Here is a 15338-nt window from a genome sequence, read left to right on the forward strand (position 1 = left end):
GGAACGGGCGCGTTAATGGATACTCACGGAAACCGGGTTAGCCGAACCGCCCTGCGCGCCCATTTCAACGCGCACTTCCCCCGCGTCAATCCCGTGGATTTCCACCCCCTGCGCCACCGTCTGCCCGGTGGTAACCACCACTTTGCACGGTGTCGCACCGGACGAGGCTCGCCAGAGCACCCAACGCGAACCCGATTGCGGATCGACATGTAACGCCTGAGCGGGCACCGCGAATCCGTGTTCGTTCTGCCAGGTGATCACCGCCAGCCGGGCGCTCATCCCCAGCCGAATATCTTGCTGTAAATCCGCCTGCGGCGTGTTTACCGACACCGTGACATCGTAATAAGCGCCCTGCGTCTCTGCCGCGCTGCTCTGAACGCCAATTTCGCGGATCTGCCCGCTGAGCGTTTTGCCAGCAAACCCTTCACCGGTGATGTTAACCGGCATCCCCTCTTTTAACTGGTGGAGATCCGATTCCTCGACGCGAGTCACTACCTGTATCGTGTCCAGCCCTGTCACCGTTAACAACGCCGCGCCCTGGCTCACTGACAAACCCGGCTGAAGAGTCACCGGTTTACCGCTATCCGGCGCGACCGGGCGCACGATAAAACCGGCATAGGGCGCACGTATTGTTTGTCGCTCCACCTGCGCTTTCAGTGTTGCGTAGCGAGCCTGCGCATTTGCCAGTTCCATATCGGCAATTTTGCTGTCCTCGCCTTTACCCCGCGCTTCCATCGTGTGTAACTCTTCCTGCGCGGCCGCCAGATCCTGCTGCTGCGTTTGTGCCTGCTGCGTCAGCGCATCGACTTCCATACGGGCGACAATCCCGCGCTTAAAAAGCGCAGTGGTATCGCGAAGATTGGCCTGCGTATTGGAAAGCGTCGCGCGTGCGGTCTGCACCACGCGCCTGGCACGTGAAACATCCGGGCTGCTGCTCCAGTTGCGAAACAGCGCCACCTCTTTTTGCGCTTTCAAAAGATCCGCCTGCGCCTGGCGAAGTTGGATCTCAATCTGTCCGGGATCAAGCACTACCAGCACTTGCCCCGTTTCAACGCGCTGCCCTTCGTGAACCGCGATTTCGCGGATCACCCCATCAAATGGCGCGGCAAGGGTTTGCTGGCGGGCCGCCTGAATACGCCCCACCAGCCCCAACTGGTTTTCAAGCCGCTGTGGCTGAACCGACAGCCAGACTTCCTGCGCAGCGCGACTTTCCGGTTCGCGTGAGACTACCCACCATAAGAGCGAGCCGCCAACCACTACCGCAAGTGTCAGCAGTAAAAGCAGGCGTTGCTTTTGCGTAAAAAACTTAATCATTGAGCGAAATATCCCAACTTTGCAGCGTGGTTCCCAGCGTTTGATCTAGCCCGGCCTGCGCATTCAAATAGCTGATAAGCGCATTTAGCCTGGCGTTTTCCGCGTTGCGAAGATCGTTTTCAAAGCTCAGTACCTGGAAGTTGCTGGAGCGGCCAGCGGTGAGTTTTTCCCGTTCAATTTCCAGTTTGCGGCGTGACAAATCCCGTGCGCGTTGGGCTATCTCAAACTGCCGCCAGCGGGTGCCCATATCGCGCACGGCGTTGGTGACATCACGGTCAAGCTGCTGGTGCGCTTCCGCCAGCTGGATTTGCTGATTTTTCACATTAACCTGCGCTTGCACTTCCGCCTGCCGGGCGGTCATGTCGCCGATGGGGATCTCCACCTGAACCCCAACATAGTTATCCCAGTTGCGCGCGCCATCGCCTCGCGCCGCACGGTTACGCTGCTGCGTTGCGCCGCCGACCAGCGAAACATCCCACAACCGGTCATTACGGGCGACGGCGAGGTTAATCGCAGCCTGTTCACCAACAAGCAACTGCGCCAGATAAGCGGGCTGCGACGCCTCCGCCTGTTTCAACGCGCGATCGGCCTGCACCTCGACAGGCTTTGCCTGTAGCGCTTCGGTCGCGACAATTGGCGCATGCAGATCCAACGCCAGCAGTTGCAACAGCGCCAGCCGCGCCATATCCACCCGATTTCGCGCCTCTTCATGCGCCAGTTCTTGTGAGGCCACTTCGGCCTCGGTTTGCACAATTTCAAACTCCGCCATGCGCCCGGCGCTGATCATCGCCTGGTTCACTTCCACCAACTGGCGCGCCCGCGCCAGCGAATCCTGAGCAATCTTTAACTGCTCCTGCGCCAGCAACAAATCGCGATAAGCGGTGATAATTTGGGTGATCGTCTGCGAAACGGTGGACTTCAAATTCAAGCGGTTGATTTGCTCAGTCATCTGCGCAAGGCGAACCGGCGCGGTGGCAATATCTTTACCCGCACCGCGCAACAGCGGCTGAATAACAGAAAAGTTCGCGCCATCGTTGTGGGATAACCCCGCCACATTGGCGTCGGTGTGTTGATATGTCCAGCCGAGGCTAACGCGCGTGCCGTAAGGGGTGAGCAACGTGGAGGTCGGCGTCAGGTTTCCCTGCCGGTAGCGGTCATCCTGGTTGCGCGTGGAGAGATAATTACCGGAGAGCACCAGTTTTGGCGTGAAGCGATCTTCGGCCACGCGCAGGTCAAATTTCTGCGCAACCCTGTCGAGATACGCGCTACGAATGGCGCGGTTATCACGCAGTCCAAGATAGATGGCATCGCTCAGAGTGAGATCGATATTGTCGCCCTTCAGCGCAACACGTGCCGTCTCACCGTCACGCGTGGCGTGGGAAGGGTTCACCGGCATTTCGCCACGCGCCGGGCAAACAAACAGGCTTGCCAGTAATAACAACCCTAAATGTCTACGCATCGCGCAACGCCTCTACCGGCTCCATCCGGGACGCCGCCAGAGCGGGAGATAGGCCAAAAAAAAGCCCAATAACAATGGCGCTACCAACGCCCAGCGGCAGCGCAGCAGCGGATAAGGCAAAATCAGACCAGCCAGAAAACCAGACAAACAGCCACGCCGCCGCCAACCCCGCCGCCGCGCCAAGTATCGCGCCAACAGTGGCTAAGACAATCGCTTCCAGCAAAAAGAGCATCGCGATATCGCGCGAACGCGCGCCCAGCGCCATGCGTACACCAATTTCCCGGCGGCGCTCCGACACATTCATCACCATCACATTCATCACGCCCACCCCGCCGACCAACAGCGAGATGCCGCCAAGCCCGGCGAGCAACCATGAAAACAGGCGCGACTGCTGCTCAATGCCTTCCAGCAACTGCTGAGGAACCTGCACATTGACCTCAAAGCCGGGCATCTTTTCGCTGAGCCACGCCTGTAGCCGGGGCGCGATGCGATCAAGTTCTTCACCGCTGCGGCTACGCGCCGCGACGCCAGTGATTTGCGGAAAATCGATCACCCGGCGCATACCGGTTATCGGCAGCAAAATGGCATCATCTATGGAGACAGGAATGATCGGGTTTGGTCCTTGCGCGCGCAGAATGCCAACTATCTCAAAGAGATAACCACCAATCTGAATGCGGTCGCCCAGCAGGACGGGGCGGTCGGGCTGGGCCCATTGTGCGGCGACATTGGCCCCGAGAACGGCGTAGGTGCTCTGCGCATCAAAGCGGCTCAAAAAGCGGCCTTGCTCCAGTTGCAGTCGCAACACAGAAGGCAGTTCAGCGCCGCTACCGACCAGCGTTGCCGCTGCCGTTCGGCCATTAAAACGCGCTTGTGTGTTACTGGGAACGAGCGCAGAGGCCGCGTCAATCTCCGGGATGTGCTGATGCAAGGCGTCGATATCGAGATCGGCGGGCGCGACCAGCGGTTTTCTGCCGGAACCGACAGGCTGCTGAATATTGGCAACCAGTAACTCACTACCCATACCGCGAAAAATGCTCATCGCCTCACGTTCGGCGTTGTAGCCAATGTTCAGCAACGCCACCACCGCCGCGCAGCCCACTGCGATGCCCAACAGCGCCAGCACCGCGCGGCGACCTAACAGCCGCAGGTTATCCAGCGACTCCAGCAAAAGTTGCAGCCACGGCATTCCGTAGCGTGAAGACAGAGAAACACGGATTGCGGCGGGCAGACGAAGATCAGACATGCGTTGCCTCGTTGATCCGTCCGTCAGCCACCTGAATGCAGCGCGACATGCGGCGGGCAATGGCATCGTCATGCGTTACCAGCACCAGCGTGGTACCACTGTCGCGATTCAGAGCCAGCAGTAAGTCGATGATGTCAGCGGCGTTTTGGCTATCAAGGTTACCGGTGGGTTCATCGGCGAGCAGCAAAGCCGGTTCACCCACCAGCGCGCGGGCAATGGCCACACGCTGGCGCTGCCCGCCGGACAAATCCGCAGGGCGGTGGTGCGCGCGTTCACTTAAACCGACGCGCTGAAGCTGCTTGCGGGCAGCCTCCTGTGCTTCATGACGCAGTACGCCTCGATAGAGCAGCGGCAAAGCAACATTGTCCAGCGCGGTAAGCCGGGGCAGTAAATTGAAACTCTGAAAGACAAAACCAATGATGTGATTACGCGCCGTCGCGCGAGCGTCTGCGCCGCAGCGGGACATATCTTCGCCATGAAACATCACGCGCCCGGAGGTGGGCGTATCAAGCAATCCCAGCAGATTAAGCAGCGTGCTTTTCCCCGAGCCAGACGCGCCAACAATGGCGCAACTTTGCCCGGAGGGGATAGATAACGAAATGTTGTGCAGGATAGTCTGCCGCGCGGCACCAGCGGCGTAGGAATAGGTCACCGAATCCAGGCGTATCAAATCAGCGCCAGATGTCGTGTGGTGAGTTTCGCTTATCCCTGAGTCGTGCAACCGTTCCATGTTTGCCAATCATTCATCCTGAAGAACACGGATATGGTGTGAACTACATATCAATATTAACGGCCAGAAAAACGAAACCTTTAGTGTTTTTGCCGTGAATGCATTTCAACAAAACCTACCAAAATTGATATCTAAAGAATTAACCGCAATCGCCGATAGGTATTTGGCACACTTTACCCAACATATTTAAATATTAAACAGCAATTAAGCCACACTTAATTAAAATAATAAGAATTGACAAAAATAAATATATTATCTAGCTTTCCTCGGGCAAACGGAAATTAGAGCTGGCAAATAAGAATTATTGAGTTACCTTGTGTTCACGCAGGGCAACTCAATAATTCCCATGATTTAAGGTAAATATCATGGATATAAGTTAGCTTACTCTTTAATGAGGCTTTAAATGAAACGGAAATCGATCCTGCTGGCTTTATCAGGTTTAATGTTTATCTCTTCAAGCGCATTCGCAACGGGTGGCACTTCAGTCGGCTCAATGCTTGCACCCTCAGTTTCAGTAAAAAACCAATGGTATAACAAAGCCTTCCCGGTTACAGCCGGAACGCCGTCAACCGGTAAAGTCGGCATGGTTTATTACACCTGGACTTACAGCTATTACCCGGCGGGTATGCAGGTTTATTTATGCTATAACAACGGTAATACTTGCATGGACGTTTCTAATGCACGTTCAGGCAACGTTGACTTCACGCCTTATAATATCGCACCGAACCAACCAATCAGTCTATATGCTCGCGTAAATGGCACCGGTAAAATGCTGACGGCAAATGGGCAATCAAGCCAGGTTATTGTTAACTACACATTTAATCAATAATTCACTTAGCGCGTAATTTTATTATTACTGATAACGCATGGTAATAATAAGGATGTGAATTTAATTCGCCCATAATAATAATGCCCGACGACATTTTTATATGTCATTGGGCATTTCAGTCATCTATGGAGCTTTTAAAAACACTTCAGGTAATTACTGCACACACCTACGTCCCCGGTAATACGCTATTATCCCATCGCAGAAATAAAAAAAGCGCCCGCAGGCGCTCTTTCGACAGGAAAACTTTGCTTATTTGCTCAGTTCAGCGGTCATGTGAACCTGGTTGCCGGTATACGCTTCAGTGATCTGGTAAGACGATGCACCAGCCTGTTGAGCCTGCGCAGCAATTTTCGCTTCGGCGCCGGCAAGTGTGGTGTCCGTTGCGGTCACAGACTGTGCAGCGAAAGAACCAAAAGAGGTAGCCAGAGCGATAACTGCGACAAAAGTTTTGATGCTTTTCATGATATAAACCCTTACGTTAATTTGTTTGAGTGAGGCGTTCTGCCTCGATGAAATAAATAATAGGTCTGTTTACTCACAACAAAAAGCGGAAGTATTTGCCGTTAAAATTCAAAATTACTGAACAAACGAGTTTCCGATGATAGCGACTGAATTAGCACCGCTGCTGGCGGGTCGAAAAACGATACAGGTCAGCCCGACAACAACCCTGCTCAGGCAGGGTGACAGGCAACAAAACATGTTTGTCTTGCAGGAGGGTATTGCCAGGGCGGTCTGGCATTCACCGGAGGGGAACGAACGGATCAAAGAGTTTTATTTCCCCGGCGAGTGCTGCTTTCTCTATCTCAGTTGGCTAACCGGGAGCGTGGCGGATTACAGCCTGCAAATGCTGACGTCAGGCGCGCTCTGCGAAGTACCGCTGCGTTTACTGGAACAAGAAGAACATCAGGCCGCCAAAATAGCGCTCCTGCGCCAGCAACTGATCTTTAAAGAGAAGAAGGAGCAGATGTTTTTGCTCAATAACCCGGAGCAACGCTATCGCTATGTGCAGACCCATTTCCCGGCATGGGAGGCACAATTAACGCAAAAAGATCTCGCCAGTTATATCGGGATCTCGCCGGTGAGCTTGTCGCGCATCCGCGCGCGTCTTAACAAAGGTTAACGAAAGCCTGCCGCCGGGTCGCTACTATCGCCGTCATCTCGCACCCGAGGAGACGATGATGAGCGCTTTTTGGTTATCACAAATGCTGGCTGGCTTTTCTTTCATTTTTGATTTGTTGGCGTTTCAGTTTGCCCGCCGGCGGATCACCCTGGCGATACTTGCCGCCTCCACCAGCATGCTGGCGATACATTTTTGCTTGCTGAACGCGCCCGTAGCCGCGAGTTTGATGGCGCTGGCCGCATGCCGTTATCTCACCGCCATCATGACGACCGCGCGGAAAATGAAAAATGGATTTATTGTCGCAACCTGCTTGTGCAGCGCGCTAAGCTGGCAGCAACCCACCGATGTTTTACCGCTACTCGGTAGCCTGCTGATGACCAGCGCCGCTTTTCACCCGGCGGCAAAAAATATGCGGCGGCTCACCCTCTGCGGGAGCGGCTGCTGGCTGGTGAATAATATGGTGATCGGATCGCCCGTGGCTGTTGCCATGGAGAGCGCCTTCATTCTCAGTACGCTGGTGTCGTGCTGGCGGCTCACCCGGCAGGCGGAATAACAGGCAAAAAAAAAAGCGCCCGCAGGCGCTCTTTCGACAATACAGCGTGACTTATTTGTTCAGTTCGGCGGTCATATGAACCTGGTTGCCGGTATACGCTTCAGTGATCTGGTAAGAAGATGCGCCAGCCTGCTGAGCCTGCGCGGCGATTTTCGCTTCTGCGCCACTCAGGGTTAAATCAGTTGCGGTCACAGACTGTGCAGCGAAAGAACCAAAAGAGGTAGCCAGAGCGATAACTGCGACAAAAGTTTTGATGCTTTTCATGATATAAACCCTTACGTTAATTTGTTTGAGTGAGGCGCCGTGCCTCGATGAAATAAATAGTAGACCTGTTTACTCACAACAAAAAGCGGAAGGATTTGTTCTCAATATTCAATTTTTTTGACCAATTCACACGCCAATTAATCGCTGCGGATGGGTATAAATTGTCGCTCTGCCCGGCTTGCAAAAACCCACCAACGTCAGGTTATAGCGCTGCGCCACTTCTACCGCCAGCGTTGTCGCGGCAGAGACGGCAAACAGGATCTCAACGCCGCACATGGCGGACTTTTGTACCATCTCATAACTGGCACGGCTGGAAACCAACACCGCACCGCTCGCCCAGGCTCGCGCTTCGCGGGCGCGATGACCAAGCAGCTTATCCAGCGCGACATGACGCCCGACATCTTCATGTCCCCCCGCTAACTCACCGGATGGCAGCATCCAGGCAGCGGCGTGCGTGCAGCCGGTTAGCTGCCCGACAGGCTGAAAATCGGTTAAATGCGCCAGCCCGGCATCCAGCGCCTGCAAATCAAAAGTCTGCGTAAAAGGCAGCGGCGCGATGGGTTTGCCAATGTCGTTTAGCTGCTCGACGCCGCATACGCCGCAACCGGTGCGCCCGGCCAGCGCGCGTCGCCGCTCTTTTAACCCCATAAAACGGCGGCTGGAGAGCTCAATTTGCACTTCAAGGCCGTTACAGGAGTGGACCACATCCATCCCGTAAATGTCTGATGCGTTTTCGATAATCCCTTCGGATAAGGAGAAGCCGATTGCGAAGAGTTCAAGATCTTTTGGCGACGCCATCATCACCACATGCGAAATACCGTTGTACACCAGCGCGACAGGCACTTCCTCCGCCAGCATGTCCGGCACGGCGTGCTGCAAATCAGCACGTTTCCACAGGCTAACCTCGCGGGCTCCTGTGACTGATGTTGCATTTTTGTGCTTTTTTGTCTGTAAATCGTTCACTTTGTCTTAACCGTTATCGAACAAGCGTATCAACATTATGGTATTCTCCGCGCATATCCCTTGGGGAAAAGAGGGAATAGCAACAGTTCTGAACCTTCCACGGCAGAATGAGCATACCTACATTGTGGTATTCTTCGTTGCTAATCCCCCTGGATATGAGGGATTAACAGCAATTCTGAACCTTTGCGAAAAGCACCGCAAAGAAAAAAAACGATAAGAGTAATGTCGAACCAGGAGCAAACCATGCAGGTCAGCAGAAGGCAGTTCTTTAAGATCTGCGCTGGCGGTATGGCAGGAACCACGGCAGCGGCGCTGGGCTTTGCCCCGAGTGTTGCGCTCGCGGAAACACGGCAGTATAAGCTGCTGCGTACCCGCGAAACCCGTAATACCTGCACATATTGTTCCGTCGGCTGTGGGCTGTTGATGTACAGCCTCGGCGATGGAGCAAAAAACGCCAAAGCGTCAATCTTCCATATCGAGGGTGACCCCGATCATCCGGTAAACCGTGGGGCGCTGTGCCCGAAAGGCGCAGGTCTGGTGGATTTCATCCACTCAGAAAGCCGCCTGAAATACCCGGAATACCGCGCGCCAGGCTCAGATAAGTGGCAACAAATTTCGTGGGATGAAGCCTTTACCCGCATTGCCAAACTGATGAAAGCGGATCGTGACGCCAACTATATCGCGCAAAACGCGGAAGGGACGACCGTCAACCGCTGGCTGAGCACCGGTATGCTGTGCGCATCCGCATCCAGTAATGAAACCGGCTATTTAACGCAAAAATTCACCCGCGCACTCGGCATGTTAGCCGTCGACAACCAGGCGCGTGTCTGACACGGACCAACGGTAGCAAGTCTTGCTCCATCTTTTGGTCGCGGTGCGATGACCAACCACTGGGTCGACATGAAAAACGCCAACCTTATCGTTGTGATGGGGGGGAACGCGGCAGAAGCGCATCCGGTGGGATTCCGCTGGGCGATGGAAGCCAAGATCCACAATGGCGCGAAGCTGATTGTTATCGATCCGCGCTTTACGCGTACCGCCTCTGTGGCGGATTTCTATGCGCCGATTCGTTCCGGTACTGACATTGCCTTCCTGTCAGGCGTGTTGCTGTACCTGATGACCAACGAAAAATATCAGCGCGAATACACCGAGGCCTACACCAACGCCACGCTTATTGTGCGTGAAGATTTTGGCTTCGAAGATGGCCTGTTCACCGGCTATGACGCGGAAAAACGTAAATACGACAAAACCAGCTGGAACTACGAACTGGATGAGAAAGGTTTCGCCAAACGCGATACCACGCTCACCCATCCGCGTTGCGTGTGGAACCTGCTGAAAGCGCACGTCTCCCGCTATACGCCGGACGTGGTGGAAGACATCTGCGGGACGCCAAAAGCGGACTTCCTGAAGGTGTGCGAATACATCGCCGAAACCAGCGCCCGTGATAAAACCGCGTCGTTCCTGTATGCACTTGGCTGGACGCAGCACTCCGTTGGCGCGCAGAACATCCGCACCATGGCGATGATTCAGTTGCTGCTGGGCAACATGGGGATGGCAGGCGGCGGCGTGAACGCCCTGCGCGGTCACTCCAACATTCAGGGACTGACGGATCTTGGCCTGCTGTCACAAAGCCTGCCGGGCTATATGACGCTGCCAAACGAAAAACAGACCGATCTCCAGACCTATCTGACCGCCAACACGCCAAAACCGTTGCTGGAAGGCCAGGTGAACTACTGGGGCAATTACCCGAAATTCTTCGTTTCGATGATGAAATCCTTCTTTGGCGACAAAGCGACAGCGGAAAATAGCTGGGGCTTTGACTGGCTGCCGAAGTGGGACAAGGGTTACGACGTCCTGCAGTACTTCGAGATGATGAACCAGGGCAAGGTCAACGGCTATATCTGCCAGGGCTTTAACCCGGTAGCGTCGTTCCCGAACAAAAATAAAGTGGTCGCCTCACTGTCAAAACTGAAGTTCCTGGTAACGATTGACCCGCTCAATACGGAAACCTCGAACTTCTGGCAGAACCACGGCGAATTTAACGACGTCGATCCGTCGAAAATTCAGACCGAGGTGTTCCGTCTGCCGTCGACCTGCTTCGCAGAAGAGAACGGTTCTATCGTTAACTCAGGCCGCTGGTTGCAGTGGCACTGGAAAGGCGCGGACGCCCCGGGCGATGCGCTGAACGACGGCGAGATCCTGGCGGGCATCTTCCTGCGCATGCGTAAAATGTACGCGGCAGAAGGCGGAGCCAACCCGGAACAGGTGCTGAACATGACCTGGAACTACTCGACGCCGGAAAACCCGTCGCCTGAAGAAGTGGCCATGGAAAGCAACGGTAAAGCGCTGGCGGATATTATCGATCCGGCAACCGGCACTGTACTGGCGAAGAAAGGCGAGCAACTGAGCACCTTCGCTCACCTGCGCGATGACGGCACAACCGCAAGCGGTTGCTGGATTTTCGCCGGGAGCTGGACGCCGAAAGGCAACCAGATGGCGAACCGCGATAACGCTGATCCGTCGGGCCTCGGCAATACGCTGGGTTGGGCATGGGCATGGCCGCTTAACCGTCGCATTCTCTACAACCGCGCCTCCGCTGATCCGCAGGGCAACCCGTGGGATCCGAAGCGTCAGTTGCTGAAATGGGACGGCGCGAAGTGGGGTGGCGTGGATATTCCGGACTACAGCGCAGCCGCACCTGGCAGCAATGTCGGGCCGTTTATCATGCAGCAGGAAGGCATGGGCCGCCTGTTCGCACTCGATAAGATGGCTGAAGGGCCGTTCCCGGAACACTACGAGCCGTTTGAAACGCCGCTGGGCACCAACCCGCTGCACCCGAAAGTGGTTTCCAACCCGGCCGCCCGCGTGTTTAAAGGCGATCTGGAAGCGATGGGTAAAGCGGATAAGTTCCCGTATGTCGGTACGACTTACCGTTTAACCGAGCACTTCCACTACTGGACCAAGCACGCGCTGCTTAACGCAATCGCGCAGCCGGAGCAGTTTGTGGAAATTGGCGAAAAACTGGCGAACAAGCTGGGCATCACGCAGGGCGATACGGTACGCGTCTCCTCCAACCGTGGCTATATCAAAGCCAAGGCGGTGGTGACCAAACGTATTCGCACGCTCAACGTGCACGGTAAGGAAGTCGATACCATCGGTATTCCGATCCACTGGGGTTATGAAGGTGTGGCGAAGAAAGGCTTTATCGCTAATACGTTAACGCCGTTTGTCGGCGATGCGAACACCCAAACGCCGGAGTTTAAGGCGTTCCTGGTGAATGTGGAAAAGGTGTAACGGAGACGACTTATGGCTTATCAATCGCAAGACATCATCCGTCGTTCCGCGACTAACGGTTTCACTCCCGCGCCGCAGGCGCGGGATCACCAGCAGGAAGTGGCGAAGCTTATCGACGTCACCACCTGTATTGGCTGTAAAGCCTGTCAGGTGGCCTGTTCCGAGTGGAACGACATTCGTGATGAGGTGGGACATAACGTCGGGGTGTATGACAACCCGGCGGATTTGACCGCCAAATCGTGGACAGTCATGCGCTTCTCGGAAGTGGAACAGAACGACAAACTGGAGTGGCTGATCCGTAAAGATGGCTGCATGCACTGCGCCGATCCTGGCTGTCTGAAAGCATGTCCGTCAGAAGGGGCTATCATTCAGTATGCTAACGGTATTGTCGACTTCCAGTCCGAGCAGTGCATCGGTTGCGGTTACTGTATCGCCGGCTGTCCGTTCGACGTGCCGCGCATGAACCCGGAAGACAACCGCGTCTATAAATGTACGCTGTGTGTTGACCGCGTGACCGTGGGTCAGGAACCGGCGTGTGTGAAAACCTGCCCGACCGGCGCTATCCACTTTGGCTCCAAAGAGGATATGAAAACGCTGGCCGGCGAGCGCGTGGCGGAACTGAAAACCCGTGGTTACGACAACGCAGGTCTGTACGATCCGGCTGGCGTTGGCGGTACGCACGTGATGTATGTACTGCATCACGCCGACAAGCCGAATCTGTATCACGGCCTGCCGGAGAACCCGGAAATCAGCTCTACCGTGAAGTTCTGGAAAGGTATCTGGAAACCTCTTGCGGCGGTCGGCTTTGCCGCGACCTTCGCTGCCAGCATCTTCCACTATGTCGGTGTCGGTCCGAACCGCGCAGAAGAGGAAGACGATAACCTGCATGAAGAGAAAGACGAGGTGCGCAAATGAAAAAACGTGACACCATCGTGCGCTACACGGCGCCAGAGCGCATCAACCACTGGGTCACCGCCTTCTGCTTCGTGCTGGCGGCGGTGAGCGGGCTGGGGTTTTTCTTCCCCTCCTTCAACTGGTTGATGGGGATTCTGGGTACGCCGCAGCTGGCGCGCATTCTCCATCCGTTTGTCGGCGTGGTGATGTTCGCGTCGTTTATAATCATGTTTTTCCGCTACTGGCACCATAACCTCATCAATAGGGATGATATCTTTTGGGCGAAGAATATTCGTAAGATCGTCGTCAATGAGGAAGTGGGTGACACCGGGCGCTATAATTTCGGTCAGAAATGTGTTTTCTGGGCGGCGATTATTTTTCTGGTGTTGCTACTGGTAAGCGGCGTGGTTATCTGGCGCCCTTACTTCGCGCCAGCGTTTCCCATTCCGGTGATCCGATTAGCGTTGATGGTGCATTCATTTGCCGCAGTCGCGTTAATTGTGGTTATTATGGTGCACATTTACGCCGCCCTGTGGGTGAAAGGCACGATAACCGCAATGGTGGAAGGCTGGGTTACCAGTTCGTGGGCGAAGAAACATCACCCGCGCTGGTACCGGGAAGTTCGCAAGACAACGGAAAAATCGACTGAATGAGTATTCGCATAATCCCGCAAGATGAGCTGGAGAAGAGCGATAAACGCACGGCGGAAGTGATTCCGCCGTTATTATTCCCCAGACTGAAAAATCTCTATAACCGCCGCGCAGAGCGTTTGCGTGAGCTGGCAGAGAGTAACCCGCTGGGTGATTATCTGCGCTTTGCTGCGCTTATCGCCCATGCCCAGGAAGTGGTGCTTTACGACCACCCCCTGCACATTGATCTGACTGCGCGCATTAAAGAAGCCGCCGAACAGGGCAAACCGCCGCTGGACATTCATGTTCTGCCGCGCGATGCGCACTGGCACAAGTTGCTGCATTCGCTGATCGCCGAGCTGAAGCCAGAGATGAGCGGCCCGGCACTGGCGGTCATTGAGAACCTGGAAAAAGCCTCAGCGCAGGAACTGGAGGCAATGGCCAGCGCGTTGTTTGCCGCTGATTTCACCTCCGTAAGCAGCGATAAAGCACCTTTTATCTGGGCTGCGCTGTCGCTCTACTGGGCGCAAATGGCCAGCCTTATTCCAGGCAAAGCGCGCGCGGAATATGGTGAACAGCGCCAGTTCTGCCCGGTGTGCGGCGCAATGCCGGTGTCCAGCATGGTGCATATTGGCACGACGCAAGGGTTGCGCTATCTGCACTGCAACCTGTGCGAAACCGAGTGGCATGTGGTGCGCGTCAAATGCAGCAACTGCGAGCAAACCCGTGATCTGCACTACTGGTCGCTGGATAACGAGCAGGCGGCAATCAAAGCGGAAAGCTGCGGCGACTGCGGCACTTACCTGAAGATCCTTTATCAGGAAAAAGACCCGAACGTCGAGCCGGTCGCGGACGATTTAGCCTCGCTGGTGTTAGATGCCCGCATGGAGCAGGAAGGTTTCGCCCGCAGCTCCATCAACCCGTTCTTATTCCCTGGCGAAGGGGAATAATGCCCTTTAACCCTTGCCTTTCTGGCAAGGGTTGTCAGCCTGTCTGGTTCTCTACGTGTTTATCTTAGTCCTGCTTTTTGCCACACATTGCTAAAAAGCGACCATTCCCATTCCGCATAAACCAGGCTATAAAACTGGATATTTATACAGATAAAAGGTTAGCGGAATGGCACTGGAAAAAGGTATTGCCGGGCTGGTGAGTGACTTTATTGCCGCTGGACGCCCGTCAGCGCGAGCGAAGAGTATTGATGACCGGCGCAGTGGGTATGTCGCCAGCACCGTACTGGCAGGGGAAACGGAAACGCGCGTTCAGGTTGCAGAGATGACGCTTGAAGGCATAACGTTTCGTCTGTTTTCGCCGCAGGACGCCAGCGGCCATCTTCCCGCGTTGATTTACTACCACGGCGGCTGCTTTATTAGCGGCGGCTTTGACACGCACGATAAGCAACTGCGTCAGCTGGCCTTTTATAGTGGCTGCCGGGTTGTGGCTGTGCAATATCGGTTAGCGCCGGAACATCGCTGGCCTGCCGCACATGATGATGCGCAACGTGGCGCCGATATTGTGTGGAAAAACGCCGAAAAACTCGGTATCGACAAAGAACGTATCACGTTTGCGGGGGATAGCGCAGGCGGTCACTTAGCGCTGGTGACGGCGCTACGGCTGAAAGCCGCGGCGACATGGCAACCGGCACAGCTGGTGTTGATTTATCCGATGCTCGACGCCACTGCCTATTTCGATAGCTATACCTTTAACGGTTCCGATTATGTGATTACCCGCGAGGCGCTGTTGTCGGGCTATGAAATGTATCTTGGCGATACCGACCGTCTGTTGCCGGATGTCAGCCCGCTGTGGCGCGATGATTTTTCCGGTCTGCCGCCGGTGCATATTATTACCGCCGAATTCGATCCGTTATGCGATGAAGGTGAAGCACTGTTCCAGCACATGACCGAGCAGGGCGTCACCTGTACCTGTTCACAATATCAGGGCGTGATCCATGGCTTCTTCCAGCTTGCCGGGATCAGCAAAAGCGCAAAAGACGCGATACGAGACGTAGCCGCACGGGTGGCCAGGATATAACCGCGTGAAAAAAGGAGA

At 55.1% G+C, this 15338-nt stretch carries 15 protein-coding genes; 8 read left to right on the plus strand and 7 right to left on the minus strand.

The features are described 5' to 3' along the window. Positions 1-12 precede the first annotated feature (12 nt). From C813_RS45705 to C813_RS45720, 4 genes are read right to left on the minus strand one after another with little or no spacing between them, the layout of a single operon-like run. On the minus strand, positions 13-1314 hold the full coding sequence (locus tag C813_RS45705; RefSeq protein ID WP_017459680.1) for an efflux RND transporter periplasmic adaptor subunit: 1302 nt from the start codon (positions 1312-1314) through the stop codon (positions 13-15). Continuing rightward, positions 1307-2773 carry a TolC family protein gene (locus C813_RS45710; protein ID WP_017459681.1) on the minus strand — a complete coding sequence of 489 codons (1467 nt, stop codon included), beginning with the start codon at positions 2771-2773 and terminating at the stop codon, positions 1307-1309. Before C813_RS45710 ends, C813_RS45705 begins: the two co-directional genes overlap by 8 nt. Then, positions 2766-4016: an ABC transporter permease gene (locus C813_RS45715; RefSeq protein WP_017459682.1), complete on the minus strand. Its 1251-nt coding sequence runs from the start codon at positions 4014-4016 to the stop codon at positions 2766-2768. Before C813_RS45715 ends, C813_RS45710 begins: the two co-directional genes overlap by 8 nt. Continuing rightward, a complete protein-coding gene (locus tag C813_RS45720; protein WP_046199721.1) occupies positions 4009-4746 on the minus strand; it encodes an ABC transporter ATP-binding protein in 738 nt (245 codons plus the stop codon). Before C813_RS45720 ends, C813_RS45715 begins: the two co-directional genes overlap by 8 nt. 403 nt (positions 4747-5149) lie before the next feature. Between C813_RS45720 and C813_RS45725 the strand changes: the two genes are divergently transcribed. Then, positions 5150-5575 carry a flagellar protein FlhE gene (locus C813_RS45725; RefSeq protein ID WP_017459684.1) on the plus strand — a complete coding sequence of 142 codons (426 nt, stop codon included), beginning with the start codon at positions 5150-5152 and terminating at the stop codon, positions 5573-5575. Between the two features lie 249 nt (positions 5576-5824). Here the strand turns inward: C813_RS45725 and C813_RS45730 are convergent, their stop codons facing one another. Continuing rightward, positions 5825-6037 (minus strand): YdgH/BhsA/McbA-like domain containing protein, encoded by a 213-nt coding sequence (locus C813_RS45730; RefSeq protein ID WP_017459685.1) that lies wholly within the window; start codon positions 6035-6037, stop codon positions 5825-5827. A gap of 136 nt (positions 6038-6173) precedes the next feature. Between C813_RS45730 and C813_RS45735 the strand changes: the two genes are divergently transcribed. Both C813_RS45735 and C813_RS45740 read left to right on the plus strand, forming a co-directional pair. Continuing rightward, positions 6174-6695, plus strand: a complete 522-nt coding sequence (locus tag C813_RS45735) for a Crp/Fnr family transcriptional regulator (protein WP_025263778.1) — start codon at positions 6174-6176, stop codon at positions 6693-6695. Positions 6696-6750: 55 nt separating this feature from the next. Next, positions 6751-7248, plus strand: coding sequence for a YgjV family protein (locus C813_RS45740; RefSeq protein WP_231942983.1), 498 nt, complete (start codon positions 6751-6753; stop codon positions 7246-7248). A 51-nt stretch (positions 7249-7299) separates the two neighbouring features. Here C813_RS45740 and C813_RS45745 read toward each other — a convergent pair whose 3' ends face one another. Both C813_RS45745 and fdhD read right to left on the minus strand, forming a co-directional pair. Beyond that, on the minus strand, positions 7300-7512 hold the full coding sequence (locus C813_RS45745; protein ID WP_017460122.1) for a YdgH/BhsA/McbA-like domain containing protein: 213 nt from the start codon (positions 7510-7512) through the stop codon (positions 7300-7302). 126 nt (positions 7513-7638) lie between these two features. Continuing rightward, entirely contained in the window at positions 7639-8475 is an 837-nt protein-coding gene (gene fdhD / locus C813_RS45750) for a formate dehydrogenase accessory sulfurtransferase FdhD (RefSeq protein WP_017459686.1), read from the minus strand. 243 nt (positions 8476-8718) lie between these two features. On the opposite strand from fdhD, the gene fdnG reads away from it, so the two are divergent. From fdnG to C813_RS45780, 5 genes are all read left to right on the plus strand, one after another. Then, positions 8719-11769, plus strand: a complete 3051-nt coding sequence (fdnG, locus tag C813_RS45760) for a formate dehydrogenase-N subunit alpha (protein WP_139164783.1) — start codon at positions 8719-8721, stop codon at positions 11767-11769. 12 nt (positions 11770-11781) lie between these two features. Continuing rightward, a complete protein-coding gene (gene fdxH / locus C813_RS45765) occupies positions 11782-12684 on the plus strand; it encodes a formate dehydrogenase subunit beta (RefSeq protein WP_017459689.1) in 903 nt (300 codons plus the stop codon). Then, positions 12681-13316: a formate dehydrogenase cytochrome b556 subunit gene (gene fdoI / locus C813_RS45770; protein WP_017459690.1), complete on the plus strand. Its 636-nt coding sequence runs from the start codon at positions 12681-12683 to the stop codon at positions 13314-13316. Before fdxH ends, fdoI begins: the two co-directional genes overlap by 4 nt. Further along, positions 13313-14242 carry a formate dehydrogenase accessory protein FdhE gene (gene fdhE, locus C813_RS45775; RefSeq protein WP_017459691.1) on the plus strand — a complete coding sequence of 310 codons (930 nt, stop codon included), beginning with the start codon at positions 13313-13315 and terminating at the stop codon, positions 14240-14242. Before fdoI ends, fdhE begins: the two co-directional genes overlap by 4 nt. Before the next feature lie 166 nt (positions 14243-14408). After that, positions 14409-15320: an alpha/beta hydrolase gene (locus tag C813_RS45780; RefSeq protein ID WP_017459692.1), complete on the plus strand. Its 912-nt coding sequence runs from the start codon at positions 14409-14411 to the stop codon at positions 15318-15320. Positions 15321-15338: the final 18 nt, after the last annotated feature.

Source organism: Kosakonia sacchari SP1 (genome assembly GCF_000300455.3).
Taxonomy (GTDB): Bacteria; Pseudomonadota; Gammaproteobacteria; order Enterobacterales; family Enterobacteriaceae; genus Kosakonia; species Kosakonia sacchari.

Excerpts from the sequence above, each read along its gene's own strand:
- C813_RS45705 (WP_017459680.1), bottom strand. The coding sequence starts at position 1,314 with ATGATTAAGTTTTTTACGCAAAAGCAACGCCTGCTTTTACTGCTGACA.
- C813_RS45710 (WP_017459681.1), bottom strand. The coding sequence starts at position 2,773 with ATGCGTAGACATTTAGGGTTGTTATTACTGGCAAGCCTGTTTGTTTGC.
- C813_RS45715 (WP_017459682.1), bottom strand. The coding sequence starts at position 4,016 with ATGTCTGATCTTCGTCTGCCCGCCGCAATCCGTGTTTCTCTGTCTTCA.
- C813_RS45720 (WP_046199721.1), bottom strand. The coding sequence starts at position 4,746 with ATGGAACGGTTGCACGACTCAGGGATAAGCGAAACTCACCACACGACA.
- C813_RS45725 (WP_017459684.1), top strand. The coding sequence starts at position 5,150 with ATGAAACGGAAATCGATCCTGCTGGCTTTATCAGGTTTAATGTTTATC.
- C813_RS45730 (WP_017459685.1), bottom strand. The coding sequence starts at position 6,037 with ATGAAAAGCATCAAAACTTTTGTCGCAGTTATCGCTCTGGCTACCTCT.
- C813_RS45735 (WP_025263778.1), top strand. The coding sequence starts at position 6,174 with ATGATAGCGACTGAATTAGCACCGCTGCTGGCGGGTCGAAAAACGATA.
- C813_RS45740 (WP_231942983.1), top strand. The coding sequence starts at position 6,751 with ATGATGAGCGCTTTTTGGTTATCACAAATGCTGGCTGGCTTTTCTTTC.
- C813_RS45745 (WP_017460122.1), bottom strand. The coding sequence starts at position 7,512 with ATGAAAAGCATCAAAACTTTTGTCGCAGTTATCGCTCTGGCTACCTCT.
- fdxH (WP_017459689.1), top strand. The coding sequence starts at position 11,782 with ATGGCTTATCAATCGCAAGACATCATCCGTCGTTCCGCGACTAACGGT.
- fdoI (WP_017459690.1), top strand. The coding sequence starts at position 12,681 with ATGAAAAAACGTGACACCATCGTGCGCTACACGGCGCCAGAGCGCATC.
- fdhE (WP_017459691.1), top strand. The coding sequence starts at position 13,313 with ATGAGTATTCGCATAATCCCGCAAGATGAGCTGGAGAAGAGCGATAAA.
- C813_RS45780 (WP_017459692.1), top strand. The coding sequence starts at position 14,409 with ATGGCACTGGAAAAAGGTATTGCCGGGCTGGTGAGTGACTTTATTGCC.